Here is a 19123-nt window from a genome sequence, read left to right on the forward strand (position 1 = left end):
AACGATTTTCGATGCATCAACCGACGCATGAGTAATCGCGCCCCTAGCGCAAGGCAACCAATTGAGCACTAGGCCCCTCCGCACGAATGCTGAGGTTGGCACTCTTCGACACCACGTATCCAAGTGGTCGCGTCAGGGCGAACGGAAAGAGCACTGGCAGCGACTGCAGACTGGACAGCGAAACTGGCTTACTGGAGTAGCGCACTGCCGCCTCGATTAACCATGCCGTGACTTCGTCGTTGTCGATCACAGTAGGCGCAAGCCTGATCACACGCCTACCCTTCTCCACGCGCTCAACCGCGCCCCAGCTCCCCTGGCTTTGGATGACCATATTGGTCATACGCCGGGTACCTTCGCGCTCCCCATAAGCTTCACTCATGCGTCGATGGACCTCGGCAGACGCGCAGTCGCACTGAATAGCGGACAGGCGGCCTACAAACTCGGCGACCTTGCCGAAGAAAGGGTACGTCGCCACGGACATTCCCCAGCAGAGCGCTGAGACGGGAATGTCTGGCTGCATCTCGTGTATGGCTGCGCCGCGATCCGCGAAGTCAGTAAGTTCAGAGCGTGGCTCCAGCCACAGGCGATTCAGGACAGTGCGCGTTTTCTTCTTGGCTTCCATTCCAAGTTCGGCGGCATCAAGCAGTGCATTCAGATCAGCTAGTCCAGCCAGGCCTGCACGAACGTTCAGTGCAGCAGCCGCCCAATCAAGCTGAATGAACCGATCAAAGCCAATTTTTGGGGTTGATGAATTCATTCGGTATCAATTACATAACTGACTTTCACAAAGGGCACGATCAACTCTTCGACCGACACTCCGCCATGGACCACCACCTGCTCGCCTTCCGGCACAAAGGCAGTTCTTCCACCTGCAAACAGAGGCATGAAGCCCGCGGGTAGCCCAGCGATATCCAGCCTGACTGTGGAGGGATAAGCAGCGGCGGAATCGGCCAGGAGTGGCTCGCTTCGATACACGCGCACGCGCTCTCCGCGCGTCTCTGCAATCACGCCTTGGTTGGGCCTGCCGATCCCGGTCGATTCCACGTTCCCGTGGTCCGCCGTGAGGTAGATATGGTACCCCTTGTCCAGCAGCAGGGAGAACAACCGGTCGATAAAACCGGTCGTCAGCCAGTTGCCGACCCACATCGCCACGTCCTTCTTGGATCGCTCCTTGTGGAGCCGATCGTCCACCTCATCGATGACCAGGCCCACCACCTTCGGGCGCCGGTCGTTCAAGTCCGCCTCAAGCACGTCCAGTTGATCAATCTGGCGCAGCGCGCGTCGGTACATCACCTCATTCGAGTTGACGCCTTCGTTCTGCCAGAACGTCTTCCACAAGGACTCCTCTTTGTCCGTCCGGTCGATGGAGTCGTCGAACTCGCGCGGCTTCAGGCCGGAGAACAGCGCCTGGCGCGACACCGACGTCACGGTCGGCGCCCATGCGAACGCGGTTCCTTCGTCGAACGCGAATCGCTTGGTGATAGCGACAAGGCGCTCGCGGATCTGTACCCATTGGTCGAAGGCCAGTCCGTCGAAGACCAGCAGAGCCACCTTGGTTTCCCCTGCGGACCGACGATGGCGCAAAAAGCGCGGTACGTGGTGAACCATCACCGGGCCTTTGGTCACTGGCTGCAGAATCAGGTCGGCGTAGTGCTTGGCTGCGACCCAGGCCTGCAGTCGCTCGTCCGATTGCGCCTGCAATGTCTTGATGCGATCCCGGATCGCAGGCAAGTGTTCGCTGCCTTCCGTACCGGGCAGGCTATGCGTGCGGGCCAGGATCTCACCGTAACGCTTGGCGAACTCGCTCCAGTCCTTGTGCGAGGACGCGGCAGTTGGCGTCGTCTCGATCAGGCCATCAATGCCTTTGAGTACCAAAGTCTGCAATGCCGCTGGGTCCTGGACAATCCCCGCCTTGATCCAACTCGGCATCCCCGCCGGGACGCTGTGCACCGCCAGCGGATGCAAGCTGCCGTCGAGGAACATGGAGTCGACCAACACCTGCACATCGGAGTGATCGAACGGAATCTCGATCTTGGCGACGTAGTCTGGCGGTGGCGGTTCGCCCGTGCGCGTGCCATCCAGTCCAAGTGTCTTCAAGTAGCGATACCACGCATCCTGCACCACGCGCAGCAGCCCACTTTTTGACGCCAGCCAGGTGGCGACGGGTTGGTCGGTAAACAGTCCCTTGCCTTGAATGATGTCTGCCGCGTGCTGTGCGAACAGGGGTGGCAACGAGCGGTTGGCAAAGTGAAGCCGTAACAGCTCACGCCAGAAGTCCACCGGGTTGCGAATCGACCTCGGCGCCAGTTGATAGACGTGTTCCAGGATGAAGTCCTTCGACTCGTTCTCGCCCCGTGCACTCTGCAATTCCGTCTGGTGGGCATGAAACAGCCCCGCAAGATGCTCCGGCTCGACTTGCTGGACCGCGCTGTAAGACAGCTTGGGGAATAGATCGGCAAGGCTGAGGCGCACCGCACGACCGTGATGCACGATGTCCCACGGCAACGCATTCGCGTCGGCGCTACGCAGATGCAGCACCAGCGAGGGCGCTGGCCCTTGCTCACCGCGATCCCATGCCGCGCGGTAGCGTTCCTCATATTCCGCGCGGAAGACAAACGGGTCTTCGTACAGCATCAGCTCGAAGCCGCGACCGCGCAGCTCGGTCAATACCTTCTCGTCGAGCAACACATCATCAGGGTCGCACGCCACCCAAAGCCGGGTGAGGTCGGCCGTGAAGTGGCTCAGGATGCGCTCCGTCCAAAGGCTCATGCATCACCTCCAATGCGCACCATCATCACGGCATTCAAATCTGGCACGCTGGCCCCCATGTCATCGATGGCGGCCACGCGTGCGTTGTGTTCCTGTTGCAGCCGCTTGCGCCGGTGCTCACGCACAGCGGGCAGGCCGATACGCCCAATAGCCAGGCCTCGGGCCTCGAACGCATACACCGCACGCTCGCGTTCATCCTTCAGCCGGGCGCGGTGTTCGGTCAGCAGCTCGGTGAAGATCCGTTCACCTTGGGTGCTTGCAGCCGCCTGCGATGCCTCGAACCACTTCACCGACTCATCTGAACCTGTCACGGCATGGATGTCCACGATTTCAGTCAGCAGCAGATCCCAGACTCGCTTGGCGGTCGGTATAAAGGGACGGCCTTCCTCGTTGATGAACACCGGAAGGAAGCGCTTCCGACTCAAGCCTTCAGCCAACAGACTGATCTCCCACAGCGACCAGATGCCGCGTACCGAATCTGGCAGCCCGGTCACGCGGATCACCGGCAGCGGCAGGCCGGCGACAAAGCGCGGCAGCTCGCTGATCACCGCCCGAGCGCGTGGGTCTTCCATCGTGACCCATTCCAACTCCGAGTTCTCATCCGCCGTGCGGGCGTCAAAGCAGGCCTGTGCTGACTCGCTGCCGTCCGCCCACTTCACCCGCCACGCCTTTCCAACCTTCGTTGCCGAGCCGCCGCGCGCAGCCAACCCGCTTGTGATGGCCCGCTCCAGCCAGAACTGGGCAGGGTGGTCGCGCCACTTGCGGGCATCGTCGGCGTCCAGATCGTGGTCTGCGGTGAGCAGATCGTTGTTCTTCTTCGACTCCGCCAGTGTGAATCGGAGCTGCGACACCACCGCGTCGCACTCCTGTTCTATGGCATCCGGGTTCTGCAGGCCATGCACGAACAGCTCGTCGAAGATGGGGTCGGCTTCGACCGAATCCATCACATCGGCCGCCTTGTCGACGCCAAACTCCAGTGCGATGACTTCCAGCTTTTCTTCCAGCACCTGACGTACGCGGTGCTCCACGGTGTCTTCGAGCACGAAGTTGATGGCGCGAACCACGTGCTTTTGCCCGATACGGTCTACCCGACCAATGCGCTGCTCGATCCGCATCGGGTTCCACGGCATGTCGAAGTTAACGATGACGTGGCAGAACTGCAGGTTCAGACCTTCACCACCGGCATCCGTCGAAATCAGCACGCGCACATCCTTGGAGAACACCTGTTGTGCCCGTGTGCGCGCTTCCAGGTCCATGCTGCCGTTGAGCGTCGCTACCGAGAAGCCCCGGCTCTCCAGGTAGTTGGCCAGCATCGCCTGCGTCGGCACGAACTCGGTGAAGATCAGTACCTTCAGGGCCGGGTCGCCTTCCTCTTGCTGCAGCTTGTAGATCAGCTCCAGCAGTGCCTCAGCCTTGGCATCAGTGCCGGCGGCCTCCGTTTCCCGCGCCAGATCCAGCAGCATCTCGACTTCGGACTTCTCCAGCTCCCAGCCACTGGACTGCATCGCCAGATCCACCTGGGACTGGCCGTCGAGATCGGCCCACTCGTCGGCGCTGGTGTTCTCGAACAGGTTGGCTTGCGGCTGCGGCGCATCGAGCAAGGCCTGGCGCTTTTCCAGTGTGGTGCGGATGGCCGCCGTGCTGGACGTCACCAGCCGCTGCATCAGGATCATCAAGAAGCCGATGTGGCGCTGCTTGGCCACCATGGCCTGGTTGTAGCCGTGGCGCACATAGTCGGTCACCGCCTCGTACAAGCGCTGCTGCGAGCCGTGGCGGGCCTGCCAGGCAACCGCCTGTAGCCGGGTGACACGCGGCTTGAACAGTGGCTGGCCTTCGGCATTGATCGATGCGCGCTTCTCGGTGCGGATCACGAAGGGCCGCACCCGGTCACGGCTGACGCTGCTCTCGTCCGGGAAGGCTTCGCGGTCCAGCAACTGCATCAGCCGCATGAACTGATCGGTCTTGCCCTGGTGCGGCGTGGCTGACAGCAGCAATAGATACGGCGAGGCTTCCGCCAGCGCTGCGCCCAACTTGTAGCGGGCCACCTGCTCGGTGCTGCCGCCCATGCGGTGGGCTTCGTCAATGATGACCAGATCCCACGACGCTGAGATCAGGTCCTCGAAGCGCTCGCGGTTGTAGGTGTTGAGTTGCTCCAGACTCCAGCCGCGACGGCCTTCCAGCGGCTTCACCGAATCCAGCGAGCAGATCACCTGGTCGTGCATACGCCACAGGCTCTCTTCCTCGCCTGCGCCACCGCTGCGCCACTGGCGGAAGGCTGCCAGCTCGGACGGCTCGATGAACTGAAACTTCTCGCCGAAGTGCAGACGCATTTCCGCCTGCCACTGGCGCACCAGCCCCTTGGGCGCCACCACCAGGATGCGCTTCACCCGGCCACGCAACTTCAATTCGCGCAGCACCAGGCCGGCCTCGATGGTCTTGCCGAGGCCCACCTCATCGGCCAGCAGGTAGCGGATGCGGTCACGGCTGATGGCGCGGTTCAGCGCATAGAGCTGGTGCGGCAGCGGCACCACGCTGGACTGGATCGGTGCCAGCAGCAGGTTGTCCTCCAGTGCATCCAGCAGCTTGGCAGCCGCCGTGGTGTGCAGGATCTGCTCCACGCTCGGGCGCACGCTTTCCAGCAGGGCAAGGTCCTCCGCGCGGGCGCGCACCACCGCGTCCTTGGCAGGCAGCCACACGCGGTAAGCGACCTCGCCCCACACGTCCTGGCGTTCGATCACGCGGCACGGCGATGCCTGCCGGGTGAACCAGCACCAGTCGCCGATGGAGAACCCGCCGCCGGCCACGTTCAGATCCCGTCTTCGGTACGGGTCAGCGCGAGGTCGTAGAGGGTGAGCAACTTCTCATCCTCTTGCAGAGTTTCCTCTGGCAGCTTATTGGCGATGCCGATGATGGTCTGGTAGTCCTTGGCGGCCCACGCAGCGCGGAAACCAGCACGCAGCACCTCCAGGCGCGATTCCTTGATCTTGCGACCTGTAAACGTCTTGTAGGTCTCGAATTCCTTCAGCAGCGCCTTCTCGCGCTTCTTCTCCAGATCCTGGGACTTGTTCGGGTCAGGCACGTACCAGCGATCCTTGGCCTTGGCGACCAGTGCGAGACTGTTCTTCTCCAACCCGCGAAGATCCTTGTGGTTGGTCGAAAGGTAGCTGTGGATCTGGCTCGGCACCTCACCCGTCCCGTCGTACTTCAGGAAGTTGTCCTCTAGCAAAGCAGCCAACTCGGGCTTAGCCTCGTGCTTCTTCCACCCTGCGCCAAGCTGACCCATGAACTCAGGGCTGAGTTCTTGGTAAGTCGATGGCCGACGTTTCAGAAAATCTGAAAGCCAGTCTATTGCACTGCGTTCGTCAGATACAAACATCTCCATCTGAGGCGCAGCGGCAACCTGCAAACGCTTCTTGTCGTACTCTGCCACTTGATCCGGAAGAAACACCATTCCATCTCGCTCGACGAAGCGCTGAGAAAGGCCTGCCTGGAACTCATGGGTGGACATTGGAACGGGGAAATTGTGTCGTACAAACCATGCAACCATTCGATCAAAAATGATCCGAGGATCGCGCTCAGCAATAAACTCAAGATCACCGGCCTTTGCCTTAACGGTTGGCAGATAGCCCAGGTGCGTTCGAACGAAATCCCACACAGAATCCTCACTACCGCCGGCTTTGGCGAAGCGAGCCTCTAGGCCACCATTTGGCTTGTAGGCTGAAATAACCAGGTCTTGCTTAACAGCCGTTGTTGTCGTGACAGCCTTAAAACTTCCTTGCTTTTTGTCTAGAGCAGAAACATTGGCGACAACAAATCCTGCTTCTTGGAGCGCAGTCTGAATGCTGTTCCAGACTGACGCTTGAGTATTTGAGAATTCTACTGTCATCCATCGGCCAGGCTTTAGTACGCGAAACGCCTCTGCAAACGCTGAGGTCATAAGGGCACGATAGTTGGTGATGTCTTTATCCTGGATCTTGTTTTCAATGGCTTCAAGCTTGTTGTTTGTATGAACGCCAAGCCAGCTTTCAGAAAGAAAATTAAGTTCGGAATACATGATATTCCCACCAAACGGCGGATCAATAAATATGTAATCCACAGAATTATCTGGCATATCCAAATTGGAAGCACTTCCAGTGGAGACGAATTGGGCCGACCGAATGTGCTGGAGAGATTCGACAATCACTCCCAACTTCTGTTTTCTCAAGCCTTCAATTAAGTTCTTCTCTACTGGAAGCGAAGAAACATAGAGCGTTCCTGATTGATACCCTGTCAGAACAGGTTTCTTCCCGCCACCCTTAAAAATAATTCGGGACATTAGCGTGCTATGAGTTAGATCGTAAGAATTGATCAAAAACGAAATCTCACGAGGAAACTGCGAGGTCATTGCTCTCTTTCTAAGCGCTGCCAAAACATGGAGGCTGCGTCTTGTGTAGAACTGATGGACATACTCAATATCGTGAGACTCTTTTGGCTGACGGGTATTAAATCCATCAGGCAGCTTAGCTAAGGGAATGTTTCCCTCAACTGGCACCGATGCGATCTTCGCGATTAGTTCAAGGTCAGACGGTTCTGGGCGCTTGTCATAACGTTTGCTCCCAAGGCTGTAATTAATTGAAACAGGTACTTGGCGACGCCGCCGAACCGTTTTGCAAAGCACCGGATCAGTTTCTGTTGACCATAAGCGCTCGAGATCCTTTTTCTGCAACTCAGCAGAACAGTTACAACAGTTAAATTTCTCGTTGATTTTTCCCTGTGTGGCGTCAATCGCTACATCCCAGAAAACTAACTCATGAGCGCAGTGAGGGCATCCGTACACATCAGACCAGACAATGTAGTTGATCCGACCAAGGGAGTGTCCATCTGAGTGCTTGGTCTCATACATCCATCCAAGCTGACGTTCAACATCTCTTAGAACGGACTCCGCTTCCTCTTTGAAAGACGCAACCTCGGTCGGAATATTCAAATTGGCGGCGATAAACGTCGCCGCTGGTGACAAATCATTAAGGATGGCAACGCGCTCACCAATTTTTGAAAATGCCCTCCAAACTTGCTTGCCCTCATCAATTACATTTTCATAGATCACACCTGCCTGATCGATTCTGTAACCAAGTGACGCGACTATCTCCCGGTTTCCACATAGTTGCGCCGCAACTCCAGTCATCCCAGTGCCACAAAAGCTATCGAGCACAACGTCACCTGGATTCGTGTAATGCAAAATGAACCGCATGATCGCTTTGTGAGGAACTTTAGTGTGATAGCTATGTGCATCATAAAAAAGACCACTCCGCCCCTCACTTACATCGGCAACGAAGGGCTCTCTCTTATATGAGTTCTCAACCGGCTGGGTCGGCAAAGTTGACAACAGGTCCTGAAGAAAAGGGTTCGGGCAAGCCGTGTAATAGGGCGGATCTGATGCCTTCAAAATGTCTTCATCGGAAGCTTCGGGAAAGCCGTTGGAATTGCGGAATGAACGGTCCTGCAGCCTCTCTTTCAGAAGTTTCATATAGTGGCTGCGACGTTCATCGTCACTTGAAAATTGACGGCCAAATGTATATGCATTGGCGGACTTGTTTCGAGAAGGCCCAAATAGCTGCCCCATAAAGTTAACTCCTATTTAAAAACATCAGCTCCGGACTTAATCGTAGTGAATGCGGAATTAGAGAAACAAACTCTTCAAATCACACAAAACGAAATACTGCCCTAGGTTACGTTTAACATCGAGCCTTGATCCGGTCTTGTTTTCCAATAAAGAAATCATGTCCACATTGAGCTCTAAGGTCATGACCCTAGAGCTTACGAGCGAGGCTTTGTCGGGATTGTTTTGATGAAGCACAAGGTAGTGTTTTCCACCAAGTGCCGACATAAGTTTGTTCTGCGCTCTCAGCGCTTTGAAATTAAAACTTTTCCGTAAGTGGATAAGGTTGTGAACGTGCTGGTAGAAGTCACGATTAAGATTATTTGAATCCTCATCGACAAACCAGATCTCGGTCGCCTCGACGCCAACCCAAACTCCATCGCTGCTGCGCCGATGGAGAACATCCAAGTCACACGTCAGATTGTTTTTTGGCTTTACCTGAAGTCGCCAATCCCAAAAATTGGCAGGGACTCTTGAACACTGCGTGGCAAGGCCACCATTAAGTGCTGTCTTATGCCAGTTGTGGTAGTCCCAGGGAGAGCCATTGGCAAGAGTCGGTACGTTACTTGAGAAATTTATATCAGTGTGAGGCCAAGGAAGATTTACGAGGTGATTCCATGGCCAAATAAACACCCCGTCTTTTTTCTCAAAAACGATGTGCAACGGAACTTCAGTAGTCCAGTCATAACAAATCTGAGGCCAATATGTGGCATAACCCATATGGCTGGGCAAATTTGCACTAATCCAATTGTAGAAAACATCAACTTTATGAAGGTGCTGGATTTGCTTCATGGTTCTCTCATTCAAAGTTTGTTGGAACAGCGAACGTGGTGAGACGGCCTGAGCATTTTTGAAATTGCCGCGCATTAATAACCCACGTGGCGGCGGCATTCGCAGTTCAAACTTAAGCTGGTCAGATCAATATGACTTACAGACTTACGCTCACTCAATCACGAAGCGCAGCTTGGTGGCATCTTTGCCCTTGCAGCGCTCGTTCATGAAGGTGTCGAAGCGCTTGCGCAGGTCGTCGGGCGTGGCCGGCGAGCCGCCCTGCAGCAGCGCCTGTTTGATCTCGTCGCCCTTGACCGCGATCTTCTCCAGCCCCGATAGCGCCTCCTGCACTGCATTGGCGAATTCGGTGGTCATCGGGTCGGGCAGCTTGCGTGAGGCCAAGAAGGCATCGATCAGCTTCTTGGATGCGGGCGGCAACAGACCTAGACTGTCCTGCGTGAATGGGTCCTCCAGGTTTTCCAGCAGGGTTTGCTGCCAGTTGACCAGCAGTTCGTCCAGATCGTCATCCAGCTTGTGCAGGCGGTTGGCAGCCGGGATCAGCTCCAACTGCTCGGCAGACGGGCGGAACTGGCAGTGCGGGCAGACGGCGGTCGTGACCAGGGTCGGTTCGTCCAGCGATGAGCAGCTCTTCAGCCCGTTGAGGGATTCTTCGAACGCGGTGAGCTGGCTGGTGGGCATCAGCGACACGCCGGCCAACACGCGCAGTGCCAGCAGGCGGTCGTCCTTGCGCAGGGCGTTGCGGGTCTTGTCCTCGGCCACGCCCAGCCGCGCCTTGCTGTGGCTGGCGATGTAGGCGGTGATGTAGTCTTTTTTGAGCTGGTTGAGCGTCTGCCGGTATTCGGCGGCGTGCTCGGCTGTGCGGTCCTGGGTCAGCTTCTCCTGTAGCGCCTTGCGGGCGGTCTCGGCCTGCTTCACCCACGGGTGCTCGGCGGGCAACACCATCTCGGCCTGCGAGAGGTAGGACGCCGTGCTGCCCAACTCCACCACCAGTTCGAGCAGACGCTCGACGGCGGCCAGGATCTCCAGATTCTTCTTCTGGCCGTCCAGGTCTTCCTGCGTGACGCGCAGGTTCTTGAGCTTGCCGACGGTGTTGTACGGCGCGAGCGATTCGGTGAACTTCTTCAGCGAGTCCAGCCGGGCGTGCCAGTCTTTGGCTTCTTCTTCGCGCAGCAGGTTCTGGCCCCAGAAGCCGAGTTTGCCTTGCTGTAGGTCGGAGCCGGCCTTGAGCACGCGCGGCACCAGCGCGCTGACTTTCTCCTGCAGTTTGATGACCGGCTCGGTGTCGCCCTGGCTGGCTTTCTGGGCCAGACCAGACGGCAGATCGAACAACTCGAACAGGGCACGCAGCACCGCGAGGTTGATCTCCTTGGGTGCCTCGACGTGCTTGAACTGCTTGAGCTCTTCCAGCGAACGCTCTGCGAGCTGCACGAGCTTGCCGGAGTCGATCTTGTCGCCGGGAATCGAAAGCACGATGTCACCTGAGTAGACGAGCCCGCCCAGCACGGTGACCAGCAGGTCGGGCTCCAGCCGGTACTTGATCGGCGCGAAGTACTCGACGTCCGAGGTACCCGACAGCAGCTCACTGCGGTTGAGCACCTGGCCGTGGCCCTTGGCCTTGAGCCGGTTCAGCACTTCCTGCGCATAGCGGGAGTTGGCCGGGTCGACGCGGTCGCCATCGAGCAACTCCAGCGCATCGAGCACGGCGAGCGCATCCTTGGTGCGAGTGCCGCCGGCCAGTGCGCGTAGCGCGTTGCCGATCAGTTGCTTGCGGTTGGCCTCGGTGACCAGCACCGAGAAGGTGGGGTATTCCGGCGAGAGATCGACGAAGCGCTGGCCCAGCACCAGGCCCGAAATCACGTTCACCACATCGCGGAAGTTGATGCGCTCGTCCGCACCCAGCCGCGCCCGGTCACGCAGAGACACGCCTTTGGCCCACTCCTGCAGATTCTTCTTCTTGCCCTGGTAGGTAACCTCGAACGCGGTCATCTGCTTTTCCTGCAGCCACTTGCTCATGGCACGCAGGAAATCCTGTGCCTTGGAGAGGTAGATGGCCTTGGCACCGCCGCTGGCGGTGGAGGCCAGATCGAGCGCCGCCGCGTAGGACGACAGGTGCCGCTTGAGATCGTCGTCAAGCCCGGTGAGGCGGAAGAAGACCTCGTCCGACAGGTTGTTGTCGGCGAACTTCGGCTTGTCGAAGGGCTGGATGAAGTAGACGTAGAAGTCGCGCTCGGGTTGGGCCGTGGGGCGATCGTTCGGCGCCCCGAAGAACAGGTAGCCCATGCGTTCGACGCGGCGCTCCTGCCATTCGAGCTGGTACTGCCAGATCTGGAAGCCGGGGTAACGCAGGTCGTCGCTGCACTCCATCAGCGCCTTGACGGCGCTGTAGTAGGCGCGGTCCAGTGCGTCGTCGGACAGGGCTTCGGCGCGCTTTTCGATCTGCGCGTCGTAGTCGATGTCCTTCTTGAGGTCGAGGTAGTACTGCTCGGTGTCCGGTGCCTTGGAGATGAACTGGCCGTTGACGGTCTTCAGCACTTCCCGCATGACGGTCTGGACCATCGACAGCAGGTTCTCGGCCGGATCGCCCGGCATGTCCTCTACGCCCGGCTGGAACAGACACAGGGCATCGCGTAGCTCGGCAGCCGTCGGGCCAATCGGCACATGGATGTCGCCGCCCGTCGTCAGACGGTGCACGGCCAACGCGTTGATGACGCGCAGCGCCATTGCCTTGTAGGCCGGGCGCGTGAACGCTTGCTGGACCCGCGACTCCAGCACCTCGGAGACGCGCATGACGTCCTTGATGTTGGGGTCAGCGCGCAGGACCGAGTTGGCCTTGATGGTGTTCCAGAAATTCTCGTAGCTGATGAACAGCGGCTTGTCAGTGGGTACTTCCTGGTCGAGGATGGCCAGCATGGCAGCCTCGATGGTCTTGAGCGCGCCACGCTTCTCGGTGAAGTGGATCTGCTCGAAGGTCTTCAGGTAGTCTGGGTGAACGGGGAACAACCTCACGTACTCGTCCATCCGCTCGTTCATGGAGCCATAGAACTTGGCGAACGGCGTGAGGTATTCGCGGATCTTGTTCTGCTGGTCGGCCGTCTTCTTGAGCAGGCGCGCGGAGACAACGAAGCTGACATCCTGGCGGTCGATCAGGATCTGCGTGAAGCGTTCGTTGACCCGGCGCATGCTGTCGGCGACGTGCTGGAAGCGCACACTGTCAAAGATGGCTTCCTGCACACCAGCCACGAAGCGGAACTTCAGGTGCTTGGTGACCTCGCCGATCTGACGCAGGATGGCCAGGTCCTGCACCAGTTCGTGATCCCGACGGGACTGTAGGTACTCCAGGAACTCGTCGACAACCAGCAGGACGCCCTGGTACGGGAATTTCTCCGCGAACGCGGCCATCATCTCCTCGAATGAGTCCTTGTTGTTGAGCTCCTTGTCGGCGGTCGGGAAGGTGTAATCGACGCCGATCTTTTCGAGGAAGCGCTCAAGCTGCAGGGTGATGATCTGGCGCAGTGGCATCTGCAGCCCGCCTACCTCGATGCGCAGCACCTTGAAGCGACCAGCAATCGGGGCAACCGCCTCTGCGACCTTGGGGTGGCGGATCATCGGTGCGTAGGCCGCGTCTTCAGCCACCAACGACAGTACCGACATCAAGTGCGACTTACCGGTGCCGTAGTTGCCGACGATCAGCACGCCCTTGTGATCGACGGAGTCGTCAAAGCTAAGCTGGGGAACCATGAGTTTGGAGATCCGCTCGGCCATGTCGTCGGAGATGACATAGGTCGCGACGAGCTTCTTGGCCTCGTCCGGGCGCCCGGCATCGAGCAGCTGAATGACTGACTCGATCTGCTCGAACTGGATCAGATCTCCGTATTTCATGCTCTTGTTCATCTAGTCCCCACTTCCCTGCAATGTCAAATTTCGAGTACGACCACGCCGTCGCGGCTGTAGTCACGATGTTCTGGATGGCTGATGTCGGCATAGACCAAGCGATCACCGCGCAATTCGCCAGGCCAGACGGCCACAACGCGCTTGGAATGCGCCAGCCGCCTAATGCTTTCGAGTGGGCTGATCTGAAGGTCAGGTTCGAACAATAACTCGAGGTTATCGAGCAACAGCGGATCTCCAGTGCGCTCTTTGCCTGCAATCTCTCGAAGCAACTCTCCGGCCGAGAAACCGCGCTTGTTCTTGGGCAGGACAGCCATTTTTCGCCCCAGCTCGAGGCCGACATTCAACCGCTCCGTGCCCAACTTGCTGGCAAGCTGACACAGCATTCGAGTCTTTCCACTGCGACCGGACCCGACCAACAGAATCAACTTACTGCTGGTGTCGTTGATTTCACACAAAAGTCGTTCAATCTTCTCCAGCATGAGAATCCTTCCAGCCGCCGCGGCTGAGAGTCGTTGTAAAGCAAGTCGGAGCCAACCACGCATCAGCACCACTCGGGCTGCGGGAAGAGTGGCGTTATCCCAGTCGCAATTCTTCAGCCGAACAGTTGGTACAGAGTTCTGAAGGGACCCTAGTGGCTTTCAAAAAGCGATCGATTCACCCATCCTGCAGCATTGCTGCGTACTGCAGCCCATCCCCCTCATCTTCCGACCCTCCATCACGACGCCACGGATGATCTCATAAGCATCACATTTTGATAACTACTGCAAGATTGGCCGTGAAACTACCAGCAAACAACAAGGGCGCCTCTCGGCGCCCTCGTTCTCTCAACTCATTCCCACTCAATAGTAGCCGGCGGCTTCCCCGAGATGTCATAGACAACCCGCGACACCCCCCGCAACTCATTGATGATCCGGTTGCTCACCGTACCCAGGAACTCATACGGCAGATGCGCCCAATGCGCCGTCATGAAATCAATCGTCTCCACGGCCCTTAGCGCAATCACCCACTCATAAGCGCGCGCATCGCCCACCACGCCCACCGACTTCACCGGCAGGAACACGGCAAACGCCTGGCTGGTCTTGTCGTACAGATCCGCCTTGCGCAGCTCGTCGATGAAGATGGCATCGGCCTTGGCCAGCAGCTCGGCGTATTCGCGCTTCACTTCGCCCAGGATACGCACGCCCAGGCCCGGGCCCGGGAACGGATGGCGGTAAACCATGGTGCGCGGCAGGCCCAGCTCAACGCCCAGGCGGCGCACTTCGTCCTTGAACAGCTCGCGCAGCGGCTCCACCAAGCCCAGCTTCATGTGCTCCGGCAGGCCGCCCACGTTGTGGTGGCTCTTGATCACATGCGCCTTGCCGGTCTTGCTGCCGGCCGACTCGATCACGTCCGGGTAGATGGTGCCCTGCGCCAGCCACTTGGCATTCTTCAGCTTGTTCGATTCTTCGTCGAAGATCTCAACGAACAGGTTGCCGATGATCTTGCGCTTGGCTTCCGGGTCGCTCACGCCTTCCAGCGCAGCGAAGTAACGGTCGGCGGCATTCACGCGCACCACCTTCACGCCCATGTGCTCGGCAAACATCGCCATCACCTGGTCGCCTTCCTGCCAGCGCAGCAGGCCGGTATCCACGAACACGCAGGTCAGCTTCTCGCCGATGGCCTTGTGCAGCAACGCGGCCACGACGGACGAATCAACGCCGCCGGACAGGCCCAGGATCACTTCGTCATCGCCCACCTGTTCGCGCACGCGGGCGATCTGGTCGTCGATGATGTTGGCGGCGGTCCACAGGGTCTGGCAGCCGCACACATCCACCACGAAGCGGCGCAGCAGCGCCTGTCCCTGCAGGGTGTGGGTTACTTCCGGGTGGAACTGCACGCCGTACCAGCGCTTTTCTTCGTTGGCCATGGCGGCCACCGGAATGCGGTCGGTGGTGGCGGTGATGGTGAAGCCCGGCGGTGCAACGGAGACGTGGTCGCCGTGGCTCATCCAGACATTCAGCTTCGGCTCGCCGCCGTGGTCGCTCAGGCCCTTGAACAGTGCATCCGGGTTGATGACGTTCACTTCGGCGTGGCCGAATTCGCGCTGGTCCGCGGCCTCGGTGGCACCGCCCAGCTGCGCGGCCAGGGTCTGCATGCCGTAGCAGATGCCGAAGATCGGCAGGCCGCTGTCGAACACTTCCTGCGGTGCGGCCGGCGCACCCGGCAGCGTGGTCGATTCCGGGCCACCGGACAGGATGATGCCCTTGGCGCCGAACGCGGCGATCTCGGCCGGGTTGTGGTCCCACGCCCAGATTTCGCAGTAGACGCCCAGCTCGCGGATGCGGCGGGCGATCAGCTGCGTGTACTGCGCGCCGAAATCGAGGATGAGGATCTTGTCGTTATGGATATTGGTCATGGTGCCGTTCCAGTGGTGTTTTTCGCAGCGCCCGGCGCTTCAAGGCTCTGCGTCAGCGTGGCGATGAACGCCTCGCGTTGTTGAATATGTGAGGTGTCTTCCTCGTCCCAGCGCAGCATCAGCAGGCCGTGCGGTGCGCTGGGGTTGGAGCGGTCAGCGCGCGGCAGCTCGGCGATTTCCTGCACTTCGGTGCCGGGCACGATGCGCCGTTGCAGCGCTGCCATCGAGATGCCCGAATCCGCAGCACCCCAGGACGCCCAGCGCACACTCATCCGTGCGGGCTCCAGCGCGCCCAGGACCGGTGTCAGCACCGGATCATCCGGCCCGTGCAGCGGCTCGGTAATGCATTGCAGCGTGACCTGCAGCGGACGCTCGCCGGTGCCTTTCAGCAGCCAGCGCTGCTCGCCAGCGGCCTGCACCTGCCAGCCCTTCGGCAGCGAGAACACGTTCTGGCACGCCTGCACGTCCTGCAATTGCGAAACCGCCGCGCCCGGAGACCCGGAGCGCGGCGGCGGTTCGGACAACGAACAGCCTGCCATCAGCAGGCTGCCCGTAATCGCAAGAGCAGTTCGCAAGCGCATCAGGCGCGGTAGTTCGGCGGCTCTTTGGTGATCGTCACGTCGTGGACGTGGCTCTCACGCTGGCCGGCGCCGCTGATCTTCACGAACTTGGGCTTGCTGCGCATGTCTTCGATGGTGGCGCAGCCCACGTAGCCCATGGTGGCGCGCAGGCCGCCCATCAGCTGGTGGATGATGCCGCCCACCGGGCCGCGGTACGGCACGCGGCCTTCGATGCCTTCCGGCACCAGCTTGTCGGCGGTGGCGGCGTCCTGGAAGTAGCGGTCCTTCGACCCCTTCTCCATGGCAGCCAGCGAACCCATGCCGCGGTAGCTCTTGTACGAACGGCCCTGGTACAGCTCGGTCTCACCCGGCGACTCCTCGGTACCGGCCAGCAGGCCACCGACCATGATGGTCGAGGCACCGGCGGCCAGCGCCTTGCCGATGTCGCCCGAGTAGCGGACGCCACCGTCGGCGATCAGCGGGATGCGGTCCTGCAGCGCTTCGGCCACCAGATCAATGGCGGTGACCTGCGGCACGCCGACGCCGGCGACGACGCGGGTGGTGCAGATCGAGCCCGGGCCGATGCCGACCTTGACTGCGTCCGCGCCGCTGTCCAGCAGCGCCAGTGCGGCTTCACCGGTGCAGATGTTGCCACCGATGACCTGCACGCCCGGGAAGTTCTTCTTGACCCAGCTGACGCGGTCCAGCACGCCCTGCGAGTGGCCGTGCGCGGTATCGACCACGATCACGTCCACGCCGGCGGCGACCAGCGCTTCCACGCGGCGATCGGTATCGCCACCCACGCCGACGGCAGCGCCGACCAGCAGGCGGGTCGACAGGTCCTTGGCGGCGTTCGGGAAATCGGTGTTCTTCTGGATGTCCTTGACGGTGATCAGGCCACGCAGTTCGAACGAATCATTGACCACCAGCACCTTTTCGATGCGGTTGCGGTGCAGCAGCTGCAGCACTTCGTCAGACGCGGCGCCTTCCTTGACCGTGATCAGACGATCCTTCTTGGTCATGATGTGGCGGACCGGATCGTCCAGCTCGGTCTCGAAGCGCATGTCGCGGTGGGTCACGATGCCGGCCAGCAGGCCGTCGCTGCCCACCACCGGCACGCCGGAGATGTTGTGCGCCTGGGTCAGGGCCAGCACGTCACGGATGGTGGTTTCCGGGCCGACGGTGATCGGGTCGCGGATGACACCGGCCTCGAACTTCTTGACCTTGGCCACTTCCGCGGCCTGCTGTTCCAGGCTGAGATTCTTGTGGATGATGCCCATGCCGCCGAGCTGGGCCATGGCGATGGCCAGGCGGGCTTCGGTGACGGTATCCATGGCTGCGGACAGGATCGGAAGCTTCAGCTTCAGGTCGCGAGTCAACCGCGTTTCGAGGTTGACGTCCTTGGGCAGGATGGTCGAATGGGCGGGGACGAGCGAGACGTCGTCGTAAGTGAGTGCTTCAGCCTGGATGCGCAGCATCGGCATACCCGAGATGTGGGGAAGCGCGACATTTTACCCTGTTTTCGCGCCGCGTGGCAGGGGGTAAATGCGACGCAGTGTCGCGCGGGCGGTGGTTGGTTCAGGGGAGGCTGCAACCTGCGCTCAGGGCCTGGAACCTGCCCTCGGTGGGTGCGGACCGTTGGTCCGCACTCTCTCTCAGACACCAGTGCCCCAGCAGGAGCCTCACCCCTCTGGCATTGTGCCGACCAACGGTCGGCACCCACCAGCAGCACATCCCGCGAGCAGACCCAAGGGCCAGATCCAGCCGCTTTAGGTGGGTGCGGACCGTTGGTCCGCACTATCCCTCAGACACCTGAGACCAGCCCCAGGTGCGGTCAGCTCAGCGCTTCCGCCGCTTCCAGGGTGTTCTGCATCAGCGTGGCCACGGTCATCGGGCCCACGCCGCCCGGCACCGGGGTGATCCAGCTCGCCCGCTGGGCGGCCGCTTCAAACCCCACGTCGCCCACCAACCGGCCGTCATCCAGCCGGTTGATACCGACGTCGATCACCACCGCGCCCGGCTTCACCCATTCGCCCGGAACGATGCCCGGGCGACCCACCGCCACCACCAGGATGTCGGCGTTGCGCACGGCCTGTTCCAGCACGTCCTTGGGGGTGAACTTGTGGCAGCTGGTCACGGTGCAGCCGGCAATCAGCAGTTCCAGGCCCATCGGCCGGCCCACGTGGTTGCTCACGCCCACGATGGTGGCGTTGCGGCCACGCACCGGCTGGTCGGTGTGGCCCAGCAGCGTGGTGATGCCGCGCGGGGTGCAAGGGCGCAGGCCGAACTCGCGCAGGGCGAGGTGGCCGACGTTTTCCGGGTGGAAGCCGTCCACGTCCTTGCGCGGGTCGATGCGCTGGATCAGCCGGCGCGCGTCGGGGATGCCCGGCAGCGGCAGCTGGATCAGGATGCCGTTGATCTTCGGATCGGCGTTGAGCTGGTCGATCAGGTCGAGCAGCTCGGCTTCGGTGGTACCGGCCGGCAGGTCGTAGTCATGTGCTTCGATGCCGACCTTCTCGGCGGCACGGCGCTTGTTGCGCACGTACACGGTCGAAGCCGGGTCGCCACCGACCAGCACCACGGCCAGGCCCGGGCGGCTGCCGCCAGCGGCCACGCGGGCGTCGACGCGCACCTTCAGGCTGTCGAGCAGGTCCTCGGCGATGCGGCGGCCATCAAGGATGCGGGCAGGAAGCTGGGGGGCGGAATCGGTCATCGGGAGCAGGCGTGGGGCGGCGGGGACGCTATTGTCCCCGATTCAGGCCCCCTCGCCCACCGCCGCGCGTCGACACCGCGCACCGGTAGTGCCGGCCGCTGGCCGGCAACCTCATGACGTCGGAACGTTTCCGCATCTGCCGGTAGTGCCGGCCGCTGGCCGGCAACCTCATGGCGTCGGAACGTTTCCGTATCTGCCGGTAGTGCCGGCCGCTGGCCGGCAACCTCATGGCGTCGGAATGATTCCATATCCGCCGGTAGTGCCGGCCGCTGGCCGGCAACCTCATGACGTCGGAACGTTTCCGTATCTGCCGGTAGTGCCGGCCGCTGGCCGGCAACCTCATGACGTCGGAACGTTTCCGTATTTGC

The 19123-nt window shown here is 60.4% G+C and carries 11 protein-coding genes; all 11 read right to left on the reverse strand.

Going from position 1 to position 19123, the window contains the following annotated elements:
- Positions 1-43 precede the first annotated feature (43 nt).
- The 11 genes from AC5O77_RS06930 to folD all read right to left on the reverse strand — a co-directional run bounded on the left by AC5O77_RS06930 (position 44) and on the right by folD (position 18755).
- Positions 44-757, reverse strand: coding sequence for a hypothetical protein (locus tag AC5O77_RS06930; protein ID WP_418081565.1), 714 nt, complete (start codon positions 755-757; stop codon positions 44-46).
- Entirely contained in the window at positions 754-2769 is a 2016-nt protein-coding gene (gene pglZ, locus AC5O77_RS06935) for a BREX-3 system phosphatase PglZ (RefSeq protein ID WP_494506624.1), read from the reverse strand. Before pglZ ends, AC5O77_RS06930 begins: the two co-directional genes overlap by 4 nt.
- Positions 2766-5573 (reverse strand): DEAD/DEAH box helicase, encoded by a 2808-nt coding sequence (locus AC5O77_RS06940; RefSeq protein WP_494506625.1) that lies wholly within the window; start codon positions 5571-5573, stop codon positions 2766-2768. Before AC5O77_RS06940 ends, pglZ begins: the two co-directional genes overlap by 4 nt.
- 2 nt (positions 5574-5575) lie before the next feature.
- Entirely contained in the window at positions 5576-8368 is a 2793-nt protein-coding gene (locus AC5O77_RS06945; protein WP_494506626.1) for a DNA methyltransferase, read from the reverse strand.
- Positions 8369-8425: 57 nt separating this feature from the next.
- Positions 8426-9271 carry a hypothetical protein gene (locus tag AC5O77_RS06950; protein WP_494506627.1) on the reverse strand — a complete coding sequence of 282 codons (846 nt, stop codon included), beginning with the start codon at positions 9269-9271 and terminating at the stop codon, positions 8426-8428.
- Between the two features lie 75 nt (positions 9272-9346).
- Complete coding sequence (locus AC5O77_RS06955) at positions 9347-13075, reverse strand: DUF6079 family protein (protein ID WP_494506628.1); 3729 nt, start codon at positions 13073-13075, stop codon at positions 9347-9349.
- Between the two features lie 35 nt (positions 13076-13110).
- Positions 13111-13566, reverse strand: a complete 456-nt coding sequence (brxF, locus tag AC5O77_RS06960) for a BREX-3 system P-loop-containing protein BrxF (RefSeq protein ID WP_070427207.1) — start codon at positions 13564-13566, stop codon at positions 13111-13113.
- A 350-nt stretch (positions 13567-13916) separates the two neighbouring features.
- Positions 13917-15482 (reverse strand): glutamine-hydrolyzing GMP synthase, encoded by a 1566-nt coding sequence (gene guaA, locus AC5O77_RS06965; RefSeq protein ID WP_005413109.1) that lies wholly within the window; start codon positions 15480-15482, stop codon positions 13917-13919.
- Entirely contained in the window at positions 15479-15955 is a 477-nt protein-coding gene (locus AC5O77_RS06970; protein ID WP_478057272.1) for a hypothetical protein, read from the reverse strand. The genes guaA and AC5O77_RS06970 overlap by 4 nt, the downstream gene beginning before the upstream one ends.
- A 107-nt stretch (positions 15956-16062) precedes the next feature.
- The gene (guaB, locus tag AC5O77_RS06975; RefSeq protein WP_197585348.1) at positions 16063-17520 is read right to left on the reverse strand and encodes an IMP dehydrogenase; all 1458 of its coding nucleotides are present in this window, start codon (positions 17518-17520) and stop codon (positions 16063-16065) included.
- Positions 17521-17876: 356 nt separating this feature from the next.
- Positions 17877-18755 carry a bifunctional methylenetetrahydrofolate dehydrogenase/methenyltetrahydrofolate cyclohydrolase FolD gene (gene folD / locus AC5O77_RS06980; protein WP_014036908.1) on the reverse strand — a complete coding sequence of 293 codons (879 nt, stop codon included), beginning with the start codon at positions 18753-18755 and terminating at the stop codon, positions 17877-17879.
- Positions 18756-19123: the final 368 nt, after the last annotated feature.

Source organism: Stenotrophomonas sp. INTA L402-1 (genome assembly GCF_059295135.1).

What these genes read in the sequence shown, in the direction of transcription:
- AC5O77_RS06930 (WP_418081565.1), bottom strand. Translation starts at nt 757, where the DNA reads ATGAATTCATCAACCCCAAAAATTGGCTTTGATCGGTTCATTCAGCTT.
- pglZ (WP_494506624.1), bottom strand. Translation starts at nt 2,769, where the DNA reads ATGAGCCTTTGGACGGAGCGCATCCTGAGCCACTTCACGGCCGACCTC.
- AC5O77_RS06945 (WP_494506626.1), bottom strand. Translation starts at nt 8,368, where the DNA reads ATGGGGCAGCTATTTGGGCCTTCTCGAAACAAGTCCGCCAATGCATAT.
- AC5O77_RS06950 (WP_494506627.1), bottom strand. Translation starts at nt 9,271, where the DNA reads ATGCGCGGCAATTTCAAAAATGCTCAGGCCGTCTCACCACGTTCGCTG.
- AC5O77_RS06955 (WP_494506628.1), bottom strand. Translation starts at nt 13,075, where the DNA reads ATGAAATACGGAGATCTGATCCAGTTCGAGCAGATCGAGTCAGTCATT.
- brxF (WP_070427207.1), bottom strand. Translation starts at nt 13,566, where the DNA reads ATGCTGGAGAAGATTGAACGACTTTTGTGTGAAATCAACGACACCAGC.
- guaA (WP_005413109.1), bottom strand. Translation starts at nt 15,482, where the DNA reads ATGACCAATATCCATAACGACAAGATCCTCATCCTCGATTTCGGCGCG.
- guaB (WP_197585348.1), bottom strand. Translation starts at nt 17,520, where the DNA reads ATGCTGCGCATCCAGGCTGAAGCACTCACTTACGACGACGTCTCGCTC.
- folD (WP_014036908.1), bottom strand. Translation starts at nt 18,755, where the DNA reads ATGACCGATTCCGCCCCCCAGCTTCCTGCCCGCATCCTTGATGGCCGC.